The sequence below is a fragment of the Methylobacterium platani genome (genome assembly GCF_001653715.1).
GTDB classification, from domain to species: Bacteria; Pseudomonadota; Alphaproteobacteria; order Rhizobiales; family Beijerinckiaceae; genus Methylobacterium; species Methylobacterium platani.
Genome location: NZ_LWHQ01000023.1, coordinates 22185 through 44951, shown reverse-complemented (window position 1 = coordinate 44951; position 22767 = coordinate 22185). Strand labels below are relative to the sequence as shown.

19 protein-coding genes are annotated in these 22767 nt (G+C 72.2%); 6 read left to right on the top strand and 13 right to left on the bottom strand.

Annotated elements, in window-relative coordinates:
- Nucleotides 1–208: 208 nt before the first annotated feature.
- The 4 genes from A5481_RS13745 to A5481_RS13730 all read right to left on the bottom strand — a co-directional run bounded on the left by A5481_RS13745 (nt 209) and on the right by A5481_RS13730 (nt 5713).
- Nucleotides 209–1312 carry an IS5 family transposase gene (locus A5481_RS13745; RefSeq protein ID WP_048435823.1) on the bottom strand — a complete coding sequence of 368 codons (1104 nt, stop codon included), beginning with the start codon at nt 1310–1312 and terminating at the stop codon, nt 209–211.
- 114 nt (nt 1313–1426) lie between these two features.
- A complete protein-coding gene (locus A5481_RS13740; protein ID WP_048435824.1) occupies nt 1427–1789 on the bottom strand; it encodes a hypothetical protein in 363 nt (120 codons plus the stop codon).
- Between the two features lie 144 nt (nt 1790–1933).
- Entirely contained in the window at nt 1934–2149 is a 216-nt protein-coding gene (locus tag A5481_RS13735; RefSeq protein WP_048435825.1) for a DUF2842 domain-containing protein, read from the bottom strand.
- 96 nt (nt 2150–2245) lie between these two features.
- Nucleotides 2246–5713, bottom strand: a complete 3468-nt coding sequence (locus A5481_RS13730; RefSeq protein ID WP_048435826.1) for an indolepyruvate ferredoxin oxidoreductase family protein — start codon at nt 5711–5713, stop codon at nt 2246–2248.
- 122 nt (nt 5714–5835) lie between these two features.
- Between A5481_RS13730 and A5481_RS13725 the strand changes: the two genes are divergently transcribed.
- Nucleotides 5836–6315, top strand: coding sequence for an Lrp/AsnC family transcriptional regulator (locus tag A5481_RS13725; RefSeq protein ID WP_053082508.1), 480 nt, complete (start codon nt 5836–5838; stop codon nt 6313–6315).
- A gap of 64 nt (nt 6316–6379) precedes the next feature.
- Here A5481_RS13725 and A5481_RS13720 read toward each other — a convergent pair whose 3' ends face one another.
- The 7 genes from A5481_RS13720 to A5481_RS13690 form a co-directional block, all read right to left on the bottom strand.
- Nucleotides 6380–7297, bottom strand: a complete 918-nt coding sequence (locus A5481_RS13720; RefSeq protein ID WP_048435828.1) for an outer membrane protein — start codon at nt 7295–7297, stop codon at nt 6380–6382.
- Nucleotides 7298–7620: 323 nt separating this feature from the next.
- Nucleotides 7621–8397 (bottom strand): peptidoglycan editing factor PgeF, encoded by a 777-nt coding sequence (gene pgeF, locus A5481_RS13715; RefSeq protein WP_048435829.1) that lies wholly within the window; start codon nt 8395–8397, stop codon nt 7621–7623.
- A 66-nt stretch (nt 8398–8463) separates the two neighbouring features.
- Nucleotides 8464–9552, bottom strand: a complete 1089-nt coding sequence (locus tag A5481_RS13710) for a class I SAM-dependent methyltransferase (RefSeq protein ID WP_048435830.1) — start codon at nt 9550–9552, stop codon at nt 8464–8466.
- Entirely contained in the window at nt 9549–10451 is a 903-nt protein-coding gene (lgt, locus tag A5481_RS13705) for a prolipoprotein diacylglyceryl transferase (RefSeq protein ID WP_048435831.1), read from the bottom strand. The genes A5481_RS13710 and lgt overlap by 4 nt, the downstream gene beginning before the upstream one ends.
- A gap of 166 nt (nt 10452–10617) precedes the next feature.
- Nucleotides 10618–12183: a threonine ammonia-lyase, biosynthetic gene (ilvA, locus tag A5481_RS13700; protein WP_048435841.1), complete on the bottom strand. Its 1566-nt coding sequence runs from the start codon at nt 12181–12183 to the stop codon at nt 10618–10620.
- A 117-nt stretch (nt 12184–12300) separates the two neighbouring features.
- Nucleotides 12301–13377, bottom strand: a complete 1077-nt coding sequence (locus A5481_RS13695) for an AbrB family transcriptional regulator (RefSeq protein WP_048435832.1) — start codon at nt 13375–13377, stop codon at nt 12301–12303.
- Between the two features lie 36 nt (nt 13378–13413).
- Complete coding sequence (locus tag A5481_RS13690) at nt 13414–14382, bottom strand: LysR substrate-binding domain-containing protein (protein WP_048435833.1); 969 nt, start codon at nt 14380–14382, stop codon at nt 13414–13416.
- Nucleotides 14383–14571: 189 nt separating this feature from the next.
- Here A5481_RS13690 and A5481_RS13685 point away from each other — a divergent pair, with 189 nt between their 5' ends.
- From A5481_RS13685 to A5481_RS13670, 4 genes are all read left to right on the top strand, one after another.
- Nucleotides 14572–16161, top strand: coding sequence for a catalase (locus tag A5481_RS13685; protein WP_048435834.1), 1590 nt, complete (start codon nt 14572–14574; stop codon nt 16159–16161).
- Nucleotides 16162–16304: 143 nt separating this feature from the next.
- Nucleotides 16305–16772, top strand: a complete 468-nt coding sequence (locus A5481_RS13680; RefSeq protein WP_048435835.1) for a coiled-coil domain-containing protein — start codon at nt 16305–16307, stop codon at nt 16770–16772.
- Nucleotides 16773–16814: 42 nt separating this feature from the next.
- Entirely contained in the window at nt 16815–17282 is a 468-nt protein-coding gene (locus A5481_RS13675) for a cupin domain-containing protein (protein WP_048435836.1), read from the top strand.
- A 42-nt stretch (nt 17283–17324) separates the two neighbouring features.
- Nucleotides 17325–17723 (top strand): RidA family protein, encoded by a 399-nt coding sequence (locus A5481_RS13670; RefSeq protein ID WP_048435837.1) that lies wholly within the window; start codon nt 17325–17327, stop codon nt 17721–17723.
- 4 nt (nt 17724–17727) lie between these two features.
- Here the strand turns inward: A5481_RS13670 and A5481_RS13665 are convergent, their stop codons facing one another.
- On the bottom strand, nt 17728–18573 hold the full coding sequence (locus A5481_RS13665) for a metallophosphoesterase family protein (RefSeq protein WP_048435838.1): 846 nt from the start codon (nt 18571–18573) through the stop codon (nt 17728–17730).
- Complete coding sequence (locus A5481_RS13660) at nt 18570–19493, bottom strand: diacylglycerol/lipid kinase family protein (RefSeq protein WP_048435839.1); 924 nt, start codon at nt 19491–19493, stop codon at nt 18570–18572. Before A5481_RS13660 ends, A5481_RS13665 begins: the two co-directional genes overlap by 4 nt.
- A 188-nt stretch (nt 19494–19681) precedes the next feature.
- Between A5481_RS13660 and A5481_RS13655 the strand changes: the two genes are divergently transcribed.
- Nucleotides 19682–22714, top strand: a complete 3033-nt coding sequence (locus A5481_RS13655; protein ID WP_064503991.1) for a response regulator — start codon at nt 19682–19684, stop codon at nt 22712–22714.
- The last annotated feature ends 53 nt before the right edge of the window (nt 22715–22767 follow it).

The following is a 22767-nucleotide window of genomic DNA, read 5'->3' as shown; positions in this document are numbered from 1 at the left end:
CGGTGTCGTGTACCGTGGCGTTGCCATCGCGAAGTGCTCTAGCAGGCTTCTGAAAAAGGGTCGTGCCGGTCTGGTGCGTAGTTTGGCGCTGTTTGGTCTGGCGGGCTTCGCCTTGCACTGGCGTCGCGGTGGCTCGTAGCGCCGGGCTCGCCCGATGCGCTGAAGCAGGGTTCAGCCGAGTGTCGCAAGAGGCTTTGGTGTTCTTGTGTCAGGCTGTCGCTCCCGTTCCGAGGAGTTTTGGCAGCCGCACTAGGTTGAAGGCTGCGGCTGTGAAGGTGAAGGCCATGTCGATCCGCTCACGCCCTCGGACCCGGAAGCGGCCGATCAGGCCGATCTCCTTGCTCCAGCCGAAGCTTTCCTCGATCCGCTTGCGGATGGTCTGGCTGATCGCGTAGCCGGGCTGGCGTGTCGTGCGGCCGTCGATGGCGGAGCGGCGTCCCGCCGTGTTGCAGGCGACGTGCGGCGTCACCGCCATGGCGCGCAGTTCGTTCACGAAATCCGCGGCGTCGTCACCTTTGTCGGCGCCCAGGGTGATGCGGGTGGGACGGTTGGCCCGCTTCTCGATCATCGCCAGAGCCGCGACGCGCTCGGCCTGCCCGGTCGCCTGGGTCACGCAGCCGTCGACGATCAGCCCGTTGCGATTCTCCATGAGCGCATGAGCCATGAAGCAGAGCTTGGCTTCCCTGCCCTGGCCCTTGCGGTAGAGCCGCGCCTGAGGGTCGGTGCTGCTCTGATGAGTGTCGTTTGACAGGCTCTTGCCTCGAAAGTCGACGTCGGGATTGCGTCCGCCTGCCGGAGGATCGGATGGGTCGGCGGGCGCGGTATCCTTGGGCTTGAGGCTCTTCATCGAGGCCCAGGCCTGGATCAGGGTGCCATCGACGGTGAAATGATCTTGCGACAGTAGCCGCTTGACGCGCGGGATCGCCAGCACGGCGCTCAGGAAGGCGGCGGCCACGCTGCCGCCCAGCAGCCGATCGCGGTTCTTGTAAAAGGTGGAGGCATCCCAGACGGGATCGTCGATGCCGAGGCCGACGAACCAGCGGAACAGTAGATCGAAGTCGAGGCGCTCCATCAACTGACGCTCGAAGCGGACGGAGTAGAACGCCTGGAGCAGCATGGCGCGCAGGAGTTGCTCGGGTGGGATCGAGGGGTGGCCAATCTGCGAGTAGATCTCGACGAACTGTCCGTCGAGCGTCGTGAGCACCTCGTCAACCAAAGTCCGGATCGTTCTCAGGGGGTGATCAGGCCGAATGCGGCGCTCGAGATCCATGCAGGAAAACAGCGAGCGGCTTCGGACATCCTGACCACGCACTGAAAACTCTCCTGCTGATCGCAGCAGAGTGCATCACGCTTCTGCCGACACGCGAAGCCCTTTTTCAGCAGCCTGCTAGAGCAGCGTCCGGTTGCAACGCGATCGGTCGCTGCTTTAGCGATGGCGCCGGCGGCGATAGTGGCGGCTGCCGCCGCTGACGACCGTGAATTCCGCGCTCTGGCGTCCTCCGCGCAGGCGCCGGGTCCAGCCGCGGCGGCCGCGGTGCGCCGGTTCGGCGACCTCGCCGAGGCTCGGGGGCTCGGGCAGGCGCGGGATCGCCGCCGCCGCGGCCGCGGCGGCCGCGGTCACGCCGGAGGCGAGGCTCTTCGCGGCGGGGCCGAACAGCGACAGGCACTGGTTGTAGGCGAGATCCCCCTTGATGCGCTCGCAATCGCCGACGGAGCGCGGCGCACCCTGCGCCAGGGCGGCGCCGGCGAGGGGACCGAGGAGGAGGAAGAGCGCGAGCGCGTGGCGCATGGGCCTGGGGCTGCCTTGCGGGTTCTGGTGGGCGGAGGTCTGGCGGGACGCACGAGGTGGAACGGTGCAGGCCCGACGGCCGTCACCCGGTCTCTGGCAGGCATTTCGGGCGAAAAGCCGGCCTGAACCGGGCGGTTCACATGATCAGGCGGGGTCGCGGTCGGGCCGTTCCATCCAGCGGATCAGCGGCATCAGCGGGAAGATCCAGGCGATGCCGAGGATCGCGTAGAGCACCGACTGCACCACCGCCGGCGTCTCGGCGATGCGGCTGTCGGCGAGCGCCATGGCGAGCGGCGCGTAGACGATCACGAAGGCGATCATCGCGATCGCCCCGACGAAGGAACGGGTCCGGCGGCGCATGGTGGGCAACCTGTGGCGGTGGCAGGAATGCGCTACCGCCTACGCGAGGGCCGGCCCGACGGCAATCCGGCCGGCCGACGCAGGCGCCGGAAGCGCTTACCCCGCCCGCGACAACGGCGCCCCGGCGTCGTTGCCGGTTCGGGCCGCCGCCAGCAGCGCGTCGCTGCGCGCCCGCCAGGCCGAGATCGCCCGCGCCTTGACCGGGCCGAAGCCGCGGATCGCCTCCGGCGCGGCGAGGAGGTCGCGCAGGGTGGCGGGATCGGCCCGGCCGAGGAGGGCGAGCGCCGCGTCGACCTGCGCCTCGTACTCCGCCAGCACCGCCCGTTCCTCGCGCCGCTCGGCGATCAGCCACAAAGGGTCGAGGCGCCGGCCGCGCAGGCCCTTCAGGCGGGCGAGCCCGCGCAGGACCGGCAGCAGCCACGGCCCGAAGGCGATCTTGCGCGGCTCCGCCTCGCCCGGCCGCGCCCGCGCGAGGAAGGGCGGGGCGAGATGGAAGGTCGGCCGCACCCTGCCGCCGGGGTCCGATGCCTCGAATTCGTCGGCGAGGCGGGCGTGGAAGGCCGGATCGGACTGGAGCCGGGCCACCTCGTACTCGTCCTTGACCGCCATCAGCTTGAAGAGCGAGCGGGCGACCGCCTCGGCGAGGGCGTCGCCGCCGCGCTCCCGCACCGTCGCCACCCGGGTGCGGTAGCGCGCGGCGTAGGCCGCGTCCTGGTAGGCGGCGAGGAACGCGGCGCGGCGCGCGACCAGCGTGTCGAGATCCTGCGCAGCGGGATCCTGTTCCGGCGCGAGCCGGCCCGCGACGAATTCCGGCTCGGCGGCGAGCAGGCGGCCCCAGGCGAGGGCGAGCCGGTTGCCCGCCACCGCGACGCCGTTCAGCGTCACGGCCTGATCGAGGGCGTCGCGCGAGACCGGCACCAGGCCGCACTGCCAGGCAAAGCCCAGCAGCAGCACGTTGGCGGCCTGCGCGTCGCCGATCAGCCGTGCGGCCATCGCCTGGGCGTCGAGGCTGCGCAGCGCACCCGCCCCGACCCGGCGGGCGAGGAGTGCTTCGAGCATCCGCGTGTCGATGCGGGCATTCGGGTCGCGCAGGGTCGTGCCGGTCGGGATCTCGTGAGTGTTGGCGACGATCCGGGTGCGGGCGGGATCGATCACCGCGGCGGCGTCGGCACTCGCCGCCACCACGAGGTCGCAGGCCAGCACCGCGTCGGCCCGGCCGCGGTCGATCCGCACCTGGTGGAGCAGGGCCGGATCGGCGGCAAGCCGCACGAAGGAGAGCACCTGCCCGCCCTTCTGGGCAAAGCCCATGAAGTCGAGCACGCTGGCGCCGTGACCCTCGAGATGCGCCGCCATGGTGATGAGCGCCCCGACCGTGACCACCCCGGTACCGCCGACCCCGGCGACCAGGATCTCGTAGGGCGCGTCGCCGAGCGCGGTATCGGGCTCCGGCAGGGCGGCGGCCCGGGCCGCGACCGCCCCGGGGTCGATCGCGACGCCGGGACGCCGCCGCGGGGTGGCGCCCTCCAGGGTGACGAAGGACGGGCAGAAGCCCTTGAGGCAGGACAGGTCGCTGTTGCAGCCGGTCTGGTCGATGGCGCGCTTGCGCCCGAACTCGGTCTCGACCGGCACGACCGAGAGGCAGTTCGATTTCGCCTGGCAATCGCCGCAGCCCTCGCAGACGAGGGGGTTGATCACCGCGCGCCGTGCCGGCTGCGGGCTGAGGCCGCGCTTGCGCCGTCGGCGCGCCTCGGTGGCGCAGGTCTGGTCATAGACCAGCACGGTGACGCCGGGGGTCTCGCGCAACGCGCGCTGCACCGCGTCGAGGTCGTCGCGGTGATGCACGGTGACGCCGAGGCCGAGGGGATCGCGGGCGGCGTTCCTCGCCACGCGGGCCGGATCGTCGGAGACCACCACGACCTTGCGCGCGCCCTCGGCCGCCATCAGGCGGGTGATCTGTGGCACGGTGAGCACGCCGTCGACCGGCTGGCCGCCGGTCATCGCGACCGCGTCGTTGTACAGGATCTTGTAGGTGATGTTGGCCCCGCTCGCGACCGCCTGCCGGATCGCCGCGTGGCCGGAATGGAAGTAGGTGCCGTCGCCGAGATTCTGGAACACGTGGGTCTGCCGGGTGAACGGCGCCTGGCCGGTCCAGTCGACGCCCTCGGCCCCCATCGGCACGATGCCGGTGGTGTCGCGCTCCATCCAGTTCGCCATGAAGTGGCAGCCGATGCCGGCCCGGGCCTGCGAGCCGTCCGGCACCCGGGTCGAGGTGTTGTGCGGGCAGCCGGAGCAGAAATACGGCGTGCGCACCGGCAGCGGCCCGGCAGCGGGGGGAGGCGAGGGCGCGTCCGGCATCCGGACGGCGAGGCCGAGGGGGCGCAAGGCCTCGGTCAGGATCCCGGTCAGGCGCGAGGGGCGCAGCTCCTCGACCTCCGGCACCAGGGGGGCGCCCGCCGCGTCGCGCTTGCCGAGGATGCGCGGGCGCCGCTCCGTGGGGAGGTCGTAGAGCCCGTCGCGCAGCTGGCGCTCGACGAGCGGCGCCTTCTCCTCGATCACCAGCACGGTCTCGACGCCGGCCGCGAGGCCGGCGATCCCGGCGCTGTCGAGGGGATGGACGAGGCCGACCTTCAGGACGGCGATCCCGGCGGCGGCGAGCGCGTCCGGCGTGAGGCCGAGGAGCCGGAACGCCTCCATCGCGTCGCCGTGGGCCTTGCCGACGGTGACGACGAGGAGGCGGGGCCGCTCGGGCGCCACCGCCAGCCGGTCGAGGGGATTGGCCCGGGCGAAGGCGCGGATCGCCTCGAGTTTCTGCAGTGCCCTCGCCTCGATGGCGAGGCTCGGCAGGTCGGGCCAGCGGATATGCAGCCCGCCCGGCGGGGGCGCGAAATCGGGTGTCGCGAAATGCGGCAGCGGCGCCAGCGCGACCGAGGCCGCGCCCTCCACCACCTCGGAGATCGCCTTGAACCCGACCCAGGCGCCGGAGAACCGCGAGGCGGCAAAGCCCCACAGGCCGAAGGCCTCGTACTCGGCAAGGCTGCCCGGATGGATCACCGGCATGTGCCAGGCCGCGAGCGCCAGGTCGCTCTGGTGCGACATCGACGAGGAGACGCAGCCGTGGTCGTCGCCGGCGACGACGAGCACGCCGCCCTTCGGCGAGCTGCCATAGGCGTTGCCGTGCTTGAGCGCGTCGCCGGAGCGGTCGACGCCCGGGCCCTTGCCGTACCACAGGCCGAACACGCCCTCGACGGTCGCGGCCGGATCGAGCGCCACGCGCTGGCTGCCGAGCAGGGCCGCCGCCGCCAGGTCCTCGTTGATCCCGGGCTGGAAGCGGATGCCGGCTCCCGCGAGCCGGTCCTTGGCCCGCCACAATTCCTGGTCGACGGCGCCGAGCGGCGAGCCGCGATAGCCGGAGACGAGGCCGGCGGTGTTCAGCCCGTCGCGGCGGTCGATCGCGGCTTGGGCGAGGAGCAGCCGCACCAGGGCCTGCGTCCCGGTCATGTAGGCCCGGCCGAGGCTCAGGTCGAAGCGGTCGTCGAGGCGGTAGGTGCGGTCGAGCTCGGGCATCGGCGATGTCTCCTCCGCCGCAAGGCTATGCCGCCGCCGAGGGCAAAACCTGCCTCTCTCCTTCCGATCGAGGGGCCTTCGCGGTACGAACGGAGCCGGAAACGCCGGAACGAGACATGCCCATGCCTGATCGCGCAGACGCGCCGGACCGCTTCGAGCGGGCGATCCTCGACGCGCTGCAGGACGACGCGCGGCTCTCGGTGCAGGACCTCGCCCAGCGGATCGGCCTCTCGACCTCGCCGACCTGGCGGCGTCTGAAATCCCTGGAGGAGCGCGGGATCATCCGCGGCTACGTCGCGCTGGTCGACGCTGCGGCGCTCGGCCACGGCCAATGCGTCTTCGCCCACGTGACGCTGGCCAAGCACGACCGGGAGGGCGTCGCCGAGTTCGAGCGCGTGATCGGCTGCCGGGACGAGGTGCTGGAATGCTTCTCCACCACCGGCCAGGCCGATTACCTGCTGCGGGTCGTGGTGCGGGACGCGCAGCATTACGAGCGCTTCCTGCAGGAGGCGGTCTTCTCCTGCCCGGCGGTGCAGCAGATCCACTCGAACTTCTCCCTGCGGGAGGTGAAGTTCACCGTGAAGGTGCCGACCGGCGCGTGAGCATAAAAAAAGAGCCCGGCCGCGAGGCCGGGCTCCGCTCCGTCAGCCTGACGGAGTGCGACGACTAGAAGCCGTTGAACTTGTAGTTCAGGCCGGCGCGGACGACCGCGAACTCGGTCTCGCGACGGTACAGGTTGGCCGGGCCGACCGACACGACGCCCGGCGAGAACACCGAGTACTGCGTGCCGTTGGCGGTCTGGGCGAACACGCCGTTGTTGCGGTTGCCCTGGTCCAGCTTCACGTACAGGCCTTCGACCTTGAGGGTCACGGCCGACGAACGGAAGAAGTTGAAGAACGAGTCGGTGGGCAGGGCGTACTCGACACCGCCGCCGACGGTCCAGCCGGTCTGGAAGTCGTCGCGCGAGCTGTTGGTCAGGCCGAAGTCGCGGCCGCCGCCCGAGCCGTAGGCGAAGCCGCCGGTGGCGTACACGAGGGTGCGGTCCCAGGCGTAGCCGAGGCGGCCGCGCACGGTGCCGAAAAAGTCCAGGCCCGAGATGCCGTTCGGGTTGAACACCAGGGCGCCCGGAGCGACGGCGCCGCCCGGAACGGTGGCGAAGGCGAAGCGGTTGCGGCTGCGGCCGAAGTCGACGTACTGGGCGTCGGCCTCGATGCCGACGACCACGCCCGAGCCCGGGGTGAACTGGTAGTTGTAGCCGATCTGGCCGCCGCCGACGAAGCCGTCGTTGCTGTTGCGGTTGCCGAAGGCGAGCACGCCGGTGGTCGGCACGCCGGCGCCGGTCACGAACACGCTGCTGGCGGCGTTGGCGCCGGCCGGCACGCCGACGACGGTCGGGGCGCGGGTGTCAGCGGTGTTGAAGCCGTAGCCGGCGTTGAAACCGGCGTAGAAGCCCGTCCAGGTGAAAACCGGCACCGGCGTGAAGACCGGCGGCGGGGCGACGCGACGCGGCAGATCGGCGGCGAAGGCCGAGCCGGCGACGACGATGCCAGCGAGGGCGGTAGCGCTCTTGAGAAGCGACTTCATGGAACTGGTCCTTCCTACTATGCGGCGGCGAACGCGCCCGTTTTCGGGTCGGCGTCCAACCGAAGCAGTGTCCCCGACATACCCCGGTAGCCCGGTGAAAGCTGTGTCCTCGCGACAACGCTGGTGAGTTTCACCGCGGCCTTAACGGCTGTTCATCGCGAGCTTTCCCTTGGCTCCTTAACCCCCTTAACGCGCGCGAACGGTCAAGGTTCACGCGCGCACAAATTTTTTTGCTACGCTTGCCGCACCGATCCTAACGAAAGCCGAACGACGCCCTATCGGCGGCCGAATCGATGCTGCACGCGACCTTCGCGGGGCCGGCGTCAGAGGGCGTCGGGGATGAGGGCGATCGCCGAGACGAGGCGGCCGTAATCGGCCTCGCCCCGGTGGGTGGTGCGGCGATAGCTGAAGAAGCGGTCCGGATCGGAATAGGTGCACAGGCCCGCATTCGCGACCTCGCCGATGCCGGCCCGCTCGAGCCGGGCGACGATGTAGGCCGGGAGGTCGAACAGGCTGTGCGTGGCGCGCTCGGGGCTCGCCGCGAAGTAGCGGGCGTTGCCGGGCTCCGCGGCCTCGAAGCGCTCGCGGAATTCCGGGCCGACCTCGTAGGCGGACGGCCCGATCGTCGGGCCCAGCACCGCGACGGTGGCGGCCCGGTCGGCGCCGAGACCCTCCATGGCGGCGAGCGTCGCCTCGATCACGCCGGTGAGCGCGCCCTTCCAGCCGGCATGGGCGGCGCCGATCACCCGGTTCCCCGGGTCGGCGAACAGGATCGGCCCGCAATCCGCGGTGAGGATGCCCAGCCCCAAGCCCGGTACCCGGGTCGCCATCGCGTCGGCGCGGGGGCGCTCGGCGAAGGGCGCCTCGACGATCACGCATTCGGCGGAATGGACCTGGTAGAGGCTGACGAGGTTCTCCGGCGCCAGCCCGAGCTCGGCGGTCATGCGGCGGCGGTTCTCGCGCACGTGGGCCGGGTCGTCGCCGGAGCCGAGGCCGCCGTTGAGGGAGGCATAGAGCTCCTGCGACACGCCGCCCTCGCGGGTGAAGAAGGCGTGGCGCAGGCCGGCATGGGAGCTGAGTTCGGGCGCTTCGATGAACATCGCGGGGTCGTCCTGCGGCAAGGCGTCCCGCAGGATCGCCGGGAGATCGTGGCGAAACCGGGCCCCTTAGAATCCCGGCAGGCCCGGCCGGCCGGGACCGGTCAGGCCCATCACCTTGAACAGGTGTCCCATGCCGCGGGTCGAGCGGTCGACCAGGCGGTCGGCGCCGGCCTTGACGGCGGCGGCCTGGACCGGGTTCGCCCGCGCGGCCAGGCGCTCGGCACGCTGCGCGAGGCCGAGGGCCAGGAGGAAATCCGCCTGCGTCACCGGCCCGTGCACCACGGCGCCGGCACCCGCGGCGGCCCGCGCCAGCGCCGCGAAGTCGACCTGGGCGGTGAGGTCGGTCTCGCCCGGGGCCTCGAGGGGATCGGCGAAGCGGTGGCGGGTCACCGCCTGGAGCGTGTCGGCGGTGCCGCCGTAGAGGTCGCCGTAATCGATGGCGAGCAAGGCGCCGCCCTCGCGGGCGAGCCGTCCGGCGAGCTGGCGGACGAGGTCGAGGCCGACCGCCGGCAGGGTCAGGATCGCGCCGGCCGCGCCCTCCGCCGTGATCTCCGGCGTCGGGTCCGGGCTCAGCCCGAAGGCGAGGACGTCGCCGTCGAGGCCGACACCGTCCTTGAGGCCGACCCGGCGCTCGCACCAGCCGCGCCCGGTACGCTGGTACTGGCGCACCGGCAGGGCGTCGAAGAACTCGTTGGCGAGTACGATCGCCGGGCCGTCCGGCAGGGTGTCGATCGCGTCGTGCCAGGTCGGCGCGGCGGTCGCGAGCGCCCGGCCCTGCGCCGCGCGCAAGGTCGGGCTCGTCTCGACGAGGTGGAGGTCGGCGGCCGCCAGGCAGTCGGGCGCGGCCGCCCGCAGGGCCCGCAGCGCGTCCGCCATCAGGGTGCCGCGGCCGGGGCCGAGCTCGACGAGGCGGAACCCGGCCGGGCGCCCGAGCCCGTGCCAGACCTCGGCGGTCCAGAGTCCGAGAAGCTCGCCGAAGATCTGGCTGATCTCCGGCGCGGTGGTGAAGTCGCCGGCCGCGCCCAGGGGATCGCGGGTGCGGTAATAGCCGTGGACCGGGTGGCCGAGGCAGAGCGCCATGTAGCGCTCGATGGTGATCGGCCCCTCGACCGCGATCAGGCGGCGCAACTCGCCGAGGAGCGGCGTCCCGGTCACGCCGAGGTCGCTTCCGTGGACTCGGCCGCGGCCTCGCCGGCGAGCCGGGCGCGGGGCCGGGTGTCGCCGCGCAGGGCCCGCACGATGAAGACCGCGCCGATCAGCAGCATCGGCACGCAGAGCAGCATCCCCATGGTGATGCCGCCGCCGAGCGCGCCGACATGGGTCCCGAACAGGAAGCCGAGCTGCGGGTCGGGCTCGCGGAAGAACTCGCAGGTGGTGCGGGCGACGGCGTAGCCGACGACGAAGATCCCGCCGAGCAGGCCGGGCCGGCGGAAGCCGAAGCGCCGCACCGCGATCGCCATGACCAGGAACAGCACCAGCCCCTCGGCGAAGGCCTCGTAGAGCTGGCTCGGATGGCGCGGCAGCGGCCCGCCGTTCGGGAACACGATGGCGTAGGCGAAGTCCGGCGCCGGCCGGCCCCACAATTCGCCGTTCACGAAGTTGGCCAGCCGCCCGAAGAACAGCCCGATCGGCACCACCACGGCGGCGAGGTCGAGCATCGCGTACCAGTTCAGGCCGCGGCGGCGGGCGAACAGCACCAGCGCCAGCACCGCCCCGAGGAAGCCGCCGTGGAACGACATGCCGCCGCGCCAGATCGCCAGGATCTCGGCCGGGTGCGCGAGATAGGCGGCGAGGTTGTAGAACAGCACGTAGCCGATGCGCCCGCCGAGCACGACGCCGAGCGCGACCCAGACGATCAGGTCGTCGATGTCGAGCGGCGTCGGCCGCCGCACCGCGCCCCACAGCCCCGGCGCCGAGACGAGGCGCTTGGCGTAGAACCAGCCGCCCACGAGCCCGACGATGTAGGCGAGGGCGTACCACTTGATCTGCAGGGGCCCGATCGCGACCGCGACGGGGTCGATGGCGGGGAAGGGCAGGGCGAGGAGCGGAGGCATCGGGCGATGAGGTGAACCGGTGGCGGGGCGGCGTCAAGGCGGCGATCGTGCCGCGCGAGCGTGTCGAGCGTGGGGCGAGACCGGAGTGGCGCGGGATCCCCTCTCCCGAGTGGGAGAGGGGAGACGCGCTCTATCCTTCCTCGGGCGAGCCGAGGGGGAAATCACCTCACGCCGCCGGTGCCGAGATCGCCTCCCGCACCGGCACCTCCCGTGGCTGCCCGTCGAGGAACAGCCGGTAGGCGGCGTTGTCGGTCTCGTCGTGGTGCTCGTAGCCGAGCTCGGCCAGCGCCGCGGCGAAGCGGCCGCGCTCGGCCTCCGGCACCTGGATGCCGGCGAGCACCCGGCCGTGATCGGCGCCGTGGTTGCGGTAGTGGAACAGCGAGATGTTCCAGGTCACCCCGAGGCTGTCGAGGAACTTGAGCAGCGCGCCCGGGCGCTCCGGGAACTCGAAGCGCAGGAGCCGCTCGTCGGCGAGCCCCGGCACCCGCCCGCCGACCATGTAGCGGACGTGGAGCTTCGCCATCTCGTTGTCGCTCAGGTCCACCAGCGGGTAGCCGAGGCGGCGCAGCTCGTCGATCAGCGCCTGCTTCTCCGAGCGGCCGCCGGCGAGCTGGACGCCGACGAAGATCTGCGCCTCGGCGCCGGGCGCGTAGCGGTAGTTGAACTCGGTGATGGCGCGCCGGCCGAGCGCCCGGATGAAGGCGCGGTAGCTGCCGGCCCGCTCCGGGATGGTGACGGCGAGGAGCGCCTCGCGGCGCTCGCCGAGCTCGGCCCGCTCGGCGATGTGGCGCAGCCGGTCGAAGTTGAGGTTGGCGCCGCTGTTGACGGCGACGAGGGCGCCGGCCCCCGTGACGCTGCCTCGCGCGGCGTATTCCTTGAGGCCGGCCAGCGCCAGCGCCCCCGACGGCTCGGACATCGCCCGGGTGTCGTCGAACACGTCCTTGACCGCGGCGCAGATCGCGTCGGTGTCGACGGTGATGACCTCGTCGAGGTGCTGGCGGCAGAGCCGGAAGGTCTCCTCCCCGGCCTGGCGCACCGCGACGCCGTCGGCGAACAGGCCGACCGAGTCGAGCACCACCCGCTCGCCGGCCTCGATCGCCGCCTTCATGCTGGCGGCGTCCGCCGGCTCGACGCCGATGACCTTGGTCTCGGGCCGCATGAACTTGATGAAGGTGGCGACGCCGGCCGCCAGCCCGCCGCCGCCGACGGGCACGAACACCGCCTCGATCGGGTCGCCGTGCTGGCGCAGGATCTCGAGCCCGATCGTGCCCTGGCCGGCGATCACCTCGGGATCGTCGTAGGGGTGGATGAAGGTCAGGCCCTGCTCGGCCTCGAGCGTCTTGGCGTGGGCGTAGGCCTCGTCGAAGGCGTCGCCGTGCAGCACGACCTGGCCGCCGCGGGACTTCACGCCCTCGACCTTGATCGCCGGGGTGGTGCGCGGCATCACGATCACCGCCGGGATCTTCAGGCGGGCGGCGGCCAGCGCGACGCCCTGCGCGTGGTTGCCGGCCGAGGCGCAGATCACCCCACGGGCCAGCGCCTCCGGCGACAGGCCGGCCATCTTGTTGTAGGCGCCGCGCAGCTTGAACGAGAAGACCGGCTGCAGGTCCTCGCGCTTGAGCAGCACGTCGGCGCCGAGGCGCTGCGACAGGCGCGGCATCGGGTCCAGCGGGCTCTCGACGGCGACGTCGTAGACGCGGGCGCCCAGGATCTTCTTGATGTAGTCGTGCACGGCTTCGATCATGTCCGGAGGGCGAGGAGCGACTCGCCGGGAGTGTGGCGCGGAAATGTCGGGCATCCCATAGCGGCTTTCCCTGCGAGATGCGAGCTTGACCGATGCAGATCCGCTTCAGCGGCCCGCGCCGGCACTGCGGGAAATCCACTTCGCCACCAGCGGGCCGGTGACGATGACGACGAGGAGCCGCAGGGTCTGCACCGCCAGGACGAAGGACACGTCCGAGTGGGTGCCGACCGCGATGATCGCCACCGAATCGAGGCCGCCCGGGCTCGTCGCCAGGTAGGCGGTCAGGAAGTCGATCGGCAGCCAGAAGGTCAGGCCCCAGGCCCACAGGCCGCACAGCCCGATCAGCCCGAAGGTCGCCACCAGCACGCCCGGCAGGGCGAACAGGGTCGCCCGCACGGTGGCGGGGGTGAAGCGCAGGCCCACCGTCCAGCCGATGCCCGCATAGGCCAGCGCCAGCAGCCAGGACGGCAGCGCCATGGCGGCGAGACCGGTGGCGTGCAGGAACGCCCCGATCGCGAGCGGGCCGATCAGGGCGCCGGCGGGGATGCGCAGGCGCAGGCCGAGCCACGCGCCGATCGCGGCGACCGCCAGGGTGGCGAGGACCGCGAGCGGGCCCGCCTCCATGTCGGAGCCGGGCACCGCGCCGCCGGCATCGCCGACGAGGAAGCGGGCGACCACCGAGGCGGTGAGCGCCACGCAGGCGACGCGGACGTACTGCATGAAGGCGACGAGGCGCGGATCGGCGCCGAACTCCTCCGCCATCGCCACCATGGCCGAGGCGCCGCCCGGCGAGGAGCCCCAGGCCGCGGCGGTGCCGGGCAGGAGGCGGATGCGGGTCAGGATCCAGCCGGTGAGCGAGGCGGCCACCACCGTGACGCCGACCACCGCCAGGATCAGGAGCCCGTCCTCCATCAAGGTCGCGGCGATCGAAGCGTTGACCGCGTGGGCGACGAGGCAGCCGATCAGCGCCTGCGAGGCCTGGAAGCCGAGCTTCGGCACCCGGATCGACGCGCCGCGCACCCCGAACGCGATGGCGGCGAGCATCGGCCCGAGCAGCAGGGCGGCCGGGAAGCCGGCGAGGTGGAACAGGCCCGCCAGCGCGCCGGAGGCCGCGACGAGGCCGGCCCACAGGGCTGCCGCGCGGGGAGCGGAGCGGCACGGATCCGTCGAGGCCGGGTGCATGGCGTCCAGAATCGGGGAGGGAGGGAGCGCCCGTCGCTATACGGGAATCGGGCCGGTGTCGCGGCGGGGAGCGGCCTCGCCCGGTTGCCCGCGGGGCAGCGTTGCGTGCGGCGCATGCTGGCGGAAGAACCCCGCGAGCCCGGCCAGCCCCTCGGCCCGCGGGTCGCTGGCGCGCCAGGCGAGCGCGATGGTGCGGCTCGGGCTCTCGGCCTCGAAGCGCCGGCAGACGGTGAGCCCGGTCGGGTCGGGCCCGCTCGGGGCGGCGAGCGCCGGGAGCAGGGTGTAGCCGGCGCCCGCCGCCACCATCGAGCGCAGGGTCTCGAGGCTGGTGGCGTGGCGGCCGCTCGCCGGACCGGCGCCGCAGGCCGCCACCGCCTGATCGCGCAGGCAGTTGCCCTCGTCGAGGAGCAGCAGGTCGGGGCCGGCGAGATCGCCGGGACGCGGCGCGGCGCCGCTCGCGAAGGCGTGCTCCGCCGGGCAGGCGAGCAGGAACGGCTCGTCGAACAGCGGCGCCACGGTCAGCCCCGAATCGGGGATCGGCAGCGAGATCAGCGCCGCATCGGCCCGGCCCTCGCGCAGGGAATCGAGGATCTCCGCCGTCCGCCCCTCGCTCAGCGACAGGGCGAGGTGCGGGAAGGCCTGCCGCAGGCCGCGAAGCACCCGGGGGAACAGGTAGGGACCGAGCGTCTGGATCGCCGCCAGCACCAGGCGCCCGTGCAGGCCGCCGCTGCCGGCGCCCTCGCGGGCGAGCAGCAGCAGCGCCCGCGCCTCCGCCAGCACCGCGCGGGCCTGGCGCACCACCGCCTGGCCGCTCGGGGTCAGGAGCACCCGGCGGTTCGAGCGCTCGAACAGGACGAGGCCGAGGGACTCCTCCAGCTTGCGCACCTGCACGCTCAGGGTCGGCTGGCTCACGGCGCAGCGCTCGGCGGCGCGGCCGAAATGGCCCTCCTCGGCGACCGCCACGACGTATTCGAGATCCCGCAGGGACAGGCCGGAGACATTCATAGGCTGCGTCTATCACGTGCTTCGCAACGATGCATTTGTTTTCGCGTCACGCCGGGGTCATAGGTTGGAGCGAGACCAGTTCCAGGGTGTTGGGCTTCGCACCGGCCGACCCCATGTGAGCGGTCCCTCGCGCGGAGTCCCCGGCCGTCCCGGCCGGGCACCCTGTGCCTGCACGCCAGAGGAGATTCCATGAGCGACCAACGCCCGATCCTGACGACCCGCCAGGGCCATCCGGTCCGCGACAATCAGAGCATGCGCACGGTCGGCGAGCGTGGCCCGGCGACCCTCGAGAACTACCAGTTCATCGAGAAGATCACCCATTTCGACCGTGAGCGGATTCCCGAGCGCGTGGTCCATGCCCGCGGCGCCGGCGCCCACGGCTATTTCGAGGCCTACGGCACGATCGGCGGCGAGCCGGCTTCCAAGTACACCCGCGCCCGCGTCCTCAACGAGACCGGCGTGAAGACGCCGATGTTCGTGCGCTTCTCGACCGTGGCCGGCGCCAAGGAGAGCCCGGAGACCGCCCGCGACCCGCGCGGCTTCGCGGTGAAGTTCAAGACCGTCGACGGCAACTGGGACCTTGTCGGCAACAACCTGAAGGTCTTCTTCATCCGGGACGCGATCAAGTTCCCGGACATGATCCACGCCTTCAAGCCCGACCCGGTGACCAACCGCCAGGAGGCCTGGCGCTTCTTCGACTTCGTGGCGGCGCACCCCGAGTCGATCCACATGGTGACCCACCTGAAGTCGCCCTGGGGCATCCCGGCGAACTACCGCGAGATGGAAGGCTCGGGCGTCAACACCTACAAGCTGGTCAACGACCAGGGCGTGGCCCACCTCTGCAAGTTCCACTGGACCCCGAAGCAGGGCGTCCGCAACCTGACCTCGGCCCAGGCCGCGGAGATCCAGGGCCGTGACGTCGGTCACGCGACCAAGGACCTCTACGACAACATCGCCGCCGGCAACTTCCCCGAGTGGGAGTTCGCGGTGCAGATCATGCCGGACGGCCCGAACGACCACCTGTCGTTCGATCCGCTCGACGACACCAAGCTCTGGCCGGTGGACCAGTTCCCGCTGCTGCCCTGCGGCCGCATGGTGCTCGACCGGGTGCCGGACAACTTCTTCGCCGATGTCGAGCAGTCGGCCTTCGGCACCGGCGTGCTGGTCGACGGGATCGACTTCTCGGACGACAAGATGCTCCAGGGGCGCACCCTGTCCTACTCGGACACCCAGCGCTACCGCGTCGGCCCGAACTACCTGCAACTGCCGATCAACGCGCCGGCTCCGGGCGTGAAGACCGCGACCAACCAGCGCGACGGCCAGATGACGTTCTACGTCGACGGCGTCGGCGAGAACAAGCACATCAACTACGAGCCCAGCACCCTGGCCCAGGGCCTGCGCGAGGCGCCCAAGCCCGCGAAGGAGTACCACCAGCCGGTCGAGGGCAAGCTCGGCCGCTACCAGGCCAGCCGCACCGAGGACGACTACGCCCAGGCCGGCGTGCGCTACCGCTCCTTCGAGGATTGGGAGCGCGAGGACCTGATCGCCAACCTCGTCGCCGACATGAAGGAGTGCCCCGAGGCGATCCAGCTCCGGATGGTCTGGCACTTCTGGCACGCCGACGAGGATTACGGCCGCCGCGTCGCGGAAGGCGCCGGCATCGACCTCGAGAAGGCCAAGGCCCTGCCGCCGCTCCCGGGCCGCGCCGCCCCGGGCCAGCGCCTGAAGGCCGAGACCTATACCGACGGCTCGCAGGCCCACAAGGTCGCGGCCGAGTAAGGCCGAAGCCGCAAGGGTCTGAGCGCTGATGAGCCCCGCCCGGAGCGATCCGGGCGGGGCTTTTTACGTTGGGGTAGGATGGCGGCGAAACGGTCGAGGTGCTAGCTTCGATCGTGGCACGGTCACGTGCCCGGATGCCCCGCATGACCGCCGTCGCCTTCGACACCCTGAAGCTCGCCCGTACCTTGCGGGACAAGGCGAAATTGTCGCCCGATCAGGCCGAAGGCTTCGCCGAGGCGATCTCCGAGGCTGTGCAGGGTGATCTCGCGACCAAGGCCGACGTGAAGGCGTCGGAGACGGCTCTGCGGGCCGACATCAAGACTGTCGAGACCAACCTCAAGACCGTCGAGACCAATTTGCGGTCCGAGATCAAGGACGTCGAGACCAGCCTGCGCGCTGAGATCAAGGAAGTCGATACCAACCTGCGTGCCGAGATCAAGGTCGTGGCCAACGACATCCGGACGATGGATGCGACGCTCCGATCCGAGATCAAGTCACAGGTCGCCGACGCGAAGACCGACGTCATCAAGTGGGTCGTCGGCGCGGTCGGCCTGCAGACCGTGGCCATCATCGGTGCGATGATCACCCTGGTCCGCATCCTCAAGCCCTGAAACCGCGTTGTCCCGGGCAGGCCGCCAGCGAGGAGCCCCGCCATGGACACGTCTCCCGAGCCCGGCACCGGCGTCACGATCGGTGGGATGCGGGTGCGCTACCTCGCCCGCAGCGACGCCACCGGCGACGCGATCGGCATCTACGCCGTCACCCTGGCGGCGCGCTCGCCCGGGGCCGGGATGCACCGACACGCCCGGCTCACCGAGGCGTTCGAGGTGCATGACGGGACGCTCACCATCCGGTTGAACGACCGTGACGTCACCGCCGGGGCCGGCGACTTCGTGCTGGTGCGCCCCGGCGAGGCCCATGCCTTCGCCAATCGCGGCGACGAACCCGTTCGCTTCACCCTGACCTTCACCCCGGCGCTGCGTCGCGAGGGCTTCTTCGAGGGGCTGGCGGCCCTCGCTGCGGAGGACCGCCTGCGCGACGAGGGCGCGATGCGGGCGCTGATGGAGGCCTACGACCAGGAGCCGCTCGCCGGCTTCGGGGGCTGGAGCGAGGCCGGCTGAACCGCCATGCTCTCCCGGCGACGAATCGGGAGGGCAGGGGAGATGAGGCGGCTGATCGACGGCGGCTCGAGCTTCGAGCGCGACTACGGCTATTCCCGCGCGGTGGTGCAGAACGGCTTCGTCTTCGTGGCCGGCACCACCGGCTACGATTATGCCGCGATGACGATGCCGGCGGAGGCCGGGGCCCAAACCGAGGCGTGCTGGCGCACCATCGCGGGCGTGCTCGACGAGGCGGGCTCGTCGCTGGAGCACGTGGTGCGGGCGACCTACTATATTGTCGACCGGGCCGACGCCGAGGCCGTGCTGACGGTCTGCGGCCGGGTGCTGCGGGAGATCCGCCCGGCCGCGACCCTGGTGGTGGCCGCCGGGTTGCTGCGGCCGGAGATGAAGGTCGAGATCGAGGTGACGGCGGTGACGGCCGGCAGGATCTCGACGATCTAGGGTATCACTCCTTCGCCGCGCAGCGCGCCGCGCCCGATTCGGCGGCGTCGCACCAATCCGTGCCGGTCCACAGCCGCACCTGCACGGTGGCGACACCGTCCGCGACCGTGATCCGGTTGTAGGCGTTGGGCTCGTTGCCGCGCAGCCGCGTCGAGGTGGCGGAGCCGGCCTGGACCGCGAGCAGGCGCCGGGCGCTCGCCTTGGCCTCCGGCCGGTCGATCTCGGCCTTGGGGCCGTCCGGCGTCGGCTCGGCGAAGCGGGCGTAGCCGCGGTGGAGGTGGCCGGCGAGCGTCAGGCCGACACCGTGGCGCCGGAAGGCGTCGAGCGCCTCGTCGGCATGCCCGACCAGGCGCGCCTCCTCGTCCCAGGGCGGCGGCATGAACGGGTGGTGCCCGACGACGATCCGGAACAGCCCCGGCGGCAGGGCGTCGAGCCTGGCCTCGGTGCGCCGGATCTGCGCGTGGGTGATCTTGCCCTGCGACCAGTCGGTCTCCGGCGCCCAGGTCCGGACGGTGTTGAGGCAGATCACCGCGATCTCGTCGTCCTGGAACACCGGCTCGGTCTCCGGGGCGACGTAGCGGCGGTAGCGCCGGAACGGATGGAAGAAGCGCTGCCAGAGCCGGAACGGCGAGATGTCGTGGTTGCCCGGCACGGCGATCCAGGGATGCGGCAGCCGGTCGAGGAAGGCCTTCGCCTCCAGGTATTCCCGGGTGCGGGCGCGCATGGTGAAGTCGCCCGAGATGATGATGAGGTCCGGGCGGTCGCGGGTGAGCTCCGCCACCAGGCTCTCGACCACCGCCGGGTCGGTGCGGCCGAAATGCAGGTCCGAGATATGGGCGATCCGCTTCACCGGGGATCCTCCGCCGGCACGAGGACGCGCAGGGCGGACGCGCGGAGGCGGTAGCGCAGGGGCGGGACGATCAGCACGGCCTCTCCGTCGTTCATGACCCGCAGGGCCTTGCGGGCGTCGAGGGTCAGGGCATCGGTCTCGTGCCGCTCCAGGTCCGGCAGGCGGCGCCACTCGCCGACCGCGAAGCCGAGCCCGAGGCGCACGAGCCGCGCCGCCGACAGGGTCTCGACGAGGTAGAGCGTGAGGTGCCCGCCGTCGACGCCCGTCCGCGACAGAACCTGCCCCAGCCCTTCGCGATAGTCGCCGCAGACGATGGCCAGCGTCCGGAAGCGGACCGGCCGGGTCCGGCCCCCGAGGGTGAGGAGGGCGCGGTCCCGCCGGTAGCGCCCGAGATGGCGCATCAGGCCGACCGCCAGGCGCAGGAGCGCGCGGATTCCCATCCGGCCGCGCCCCGCCTCGCGGTGGCGGGCCAGCCGGGCGGGCAGGCCGAGCACCGAATTGATCAGGAAGACGTGGCCGTTGACCTCGCCGGCATCGATCGCGCGGACCGACCCCCCGGCCAGCACGGCGATCGCCGCATCGAGGTCGAGCGGAACCCCGAGATCCTTCGCGAGCAGGTTGAGGGTGCCGAGCGGCAGGATGCTGAGGGGAACGTCCTGCCCGACGAGAACCTGCGCGGCGCAGGCCAGGGTGCCGTCGCCGCCCGCCACCGCGACCGCGGCGAGGCCGGGGACCGCCGCGGCGGCGGCCAGCCGCTCGGGCAGGGGCGCCCCGGGCATCGGCTCCGGCACGACGGCGAGGCCCGCCGCCTCCAGGCGCCCGCGCAGGGCCTCCGGCGTCAGTCCTCCGTCGACCAGGGCGCCCGCCGCCCCGTTCGCCACCAGCACGACCCGGCGGACGGCCGCGTCACCCTTCGTCATCGTCACGGATCCCCGCGGCGCACGTGCCGCCTGGCCATCCTACCGGCGCCGCATCTCAGCCTGATGGCAGGGTCGCTGCGGACCGCGGGTTCGCCGCTCCGCTATCCCCTTCGGCGCGGGGTGCGCTAGCTCCGGCTCATGCCGGTCGCGACGACGCGCAGGCGGCCGGATAGCAGAACGCGGGTGACATGAGCATCGAGACCGCCACCAAGACGCAGCGCGCCAAGGCGACCGCGAGCCATCGCTGGCGCTTCCTCGCCCCCGCCCGGCGCATGCCGGGCTCGCCGCTGGCCTTCCTCCTCCTCGCCCTCGCGGTCGCGACCGGCGGCTGGAACTACGTCGAGGGCGCCCGCAGCCGGGCCGAGGCCGACCGGCTCGGCCGGGTGACGGCGCTGAGCGAGCGCGTGCTGTCGAGCATGAAGGACCTCGAGACCGGCCAGCGCGGCTACGTCCTGACCGGCCGCGAGGACTACCTCGCGCCCTACGACGCGGCGCTCGCCCGGATCGACGGCGAGGTCGCGTCCCTCGACGCGGTCACGCTCGACCGCGACATCCGCGAGCGCCGCCGCCAGGTGGTCGCGGCCGAGCGCGACTACGCGGCCCGCGTCGTCGCGCTGCGCCGGTCCGAGGGCATGCAGGCCGCCACCGACCTGATCCAGACCGGCGAGGGCAAGCGCGCCATGGATGCGGTGCGCACGCTGACCGCGCAGGTCCAGGACGGCGCCGCCACGGAGCTGAAGCGCCTCGCCGAGGCCGACGCCCTGCGCTCGCCGCTCCTGCCCCTCGTCACCCTGGCGGCGGGCCTCGCGGCGGTCGGCCTGCTGGCGCGCCTCGCCCTGGTGCGCCGGCGCGAGAGCCAGCGCATGGCCGATCTCCTCGAGAGCGTGCTCGAGAACGCTCCCGTGGGTCTCGGCTTCCTCGACCGCGACCTCAACCTGCGCCACATGAACCGGGCGCTCGGCAACATGAGCGAGCGCGGCTTCGGCGCCGATCTCGGCGCGCCGATCTGGGCCTTCCTGCCGTCCCTGCGCGATGCGCTCGCCCCCAAGCTCGCGGCGGCGCGCGACCGCGGCCTCGTCACCGCCAATATCGAGGTCGGCGTGCCGGCGCCGAGTGCCCCCGGCGGCACCCGCCACTTCGAGGTGAGCTTCTTTCCCCTGCGCCGCCGCGGCCGCGGCCCCGAGACCGAGCGGGCCGACGGCGTCGGCATCGTCATGGACGACGTGACCCTGGGCAAGCTCGCCGAGCGCCGCCGGGCCGACAGCGAGGAGCGGTTCCGCTCGCTCACCGAGGCGACCTCGGCGATCGTCTGGACCACCACGCCGGACGGCGCCTTCCGGGAGATCACCTCGGAATGGACCCGCTTCACCGGGCAGTCGCCGGCCGAGGCCGCCGGGGACGGCTTCCTGGCGGCGATCCACCCCGACGACCGCGAAGCGACGCGCTCGGCCTGGCAGCACGCGGTGGCCAACCGCACGCTCTACACGATCGAGCACCGGCTGCGCCGCCACGACGGGATCTGGCGCCACATGGAGGGGCGTGCCGTCCCGATCCTCGAGGAGGACGGCCGGGTGCGCGAATGGGTCGGGGCGCATGCCGACGTCACCGCCCGCAAGGAGGCCGAGCTGGAGCTCGCCGCCGCCAAGGAGGCGGCGGAGGAGGCCAACCGCGCCAAGAGCCAGTTCCTCGCCAACATGAGCCACGAGCTGCGCACCCCGCTCTCGGCGGTGATCGGCTACTCGGAGATGCTGCAGGAGGAGATGGAGGACCTCGGCGAGGAGGGCCTGCTCGGCGACATGCGCAAGATCGAGGCGAATGCCCGCCACCTGCTCGGCCTCATCAACGACGTGCTCGACCTCTCGAAGATCGAGGCGGAGCGGATGGAGGTCTATGCCGAGAACCTCGACGTCGCCGAGACCGTCCGGGAGGTCGCCACCACCGTCGACGCCCTGGTGGTGAAGAAGGGCAACACCCTTGAGCTGCAGCTCGGCGAGGCCCTCGGCCACGCCCATACCGACGCGACCAAGCTCCGGCAGTGCCTGATCAACCTGCTCAGCAACGCGGCGAAGTTCACGGAGGGCGGCACGATCACCCTCTCGGCGACGCGCGAGGCCCGCGAGGGGGGCGACCGCTTGCGCTTCACCGTCGCCGATACCGGCATCGGCATGAGCGAGGAACAACTGTCGCGGCTGTTCCAGCGCTTCACCCAGGCCGACGCCTCGACCACCCGGCGCTTCGGCGGGACCGGCCTCGGGCTCGCCATCACCCGCGCCTTCGCGCGCATGCTCGGCGGCGAGATCACCGTCGAGAGCCGGGTCGGGGAGGGGACGACCTTCACCCTCGACCTGCCGGCCCTCTACGAGGAGCGCGACCCGGCCGAACCCCCGAAGACCGAGGGCCCGTCCGCCCCCGACGCCCCGGTCGCCGCCGCCCCCGGCTCCAACCTCGTCCTCGTCGTCGACGACGATCCGGCGACACGCGACCTGATCGCCCGCTTCCTGCGCCGGGACGGGTTCGAGGTCGCGACCGCCGCCGACGGCCGCGCCGGCCTCGACGAGGCGCGGCGCCTGCGCCCCCGCGTCGTCCTCCTCGACGTGACGATGCCCCGGATGGACGGCTGGGCGGTGCTGCGGGCCCTGCGCGCCGACCCCGAATTCGGCGCGACGCCGGTCATCATGGTCACGGTTCTGGACGAGCAGAACCTCGCCTTCTCGCTCGGGGCGACCGACTACCTGCACAAGCCGGTGGAATGGGGGGCCCTGAAGGAGGCGATGGAGCGCTTCCGGCCCGCCGTCCACGAGGGGCCGGTGCTGGTGGTCGACGACGACCCCGACGTGCGCGAGCGCATGACCACCATGCTGACCCGCGAGGGCTGGCGGGTTGCGAGCGCCGAGAACGGGCTCGCCGGCCTCGACGCCGTCGGCGTGCGCAAGCCGGGCCTGATCCTCCTCGACCTGATGATGCCGGAGATGGACGGCTTCGGCTTCCTCCGGGCCCTGCGGGACAGGCCGGAATGGCGCGACATCCCGGTCGTGGTGCTGACCGCGAAGGACATCACCGCGGAGGACCGCCGCCGTCTCGCCGGCCGGGCCGACCGCATCCTGCAGAAGGGCGGTCTCGGCATGGCCGACCTCGCGGCGACGCTGCGCGGGCTGATGAGCCCGGTCGAGGGGGGCGATGGACCGCCGCCGGGCACGCCGGATCGGGCGGCGGCGCCGTGATGGCGGGGCCGGCCCGATCGTCCTGGAGCGTGATCGATCACGTCGATTGGTGA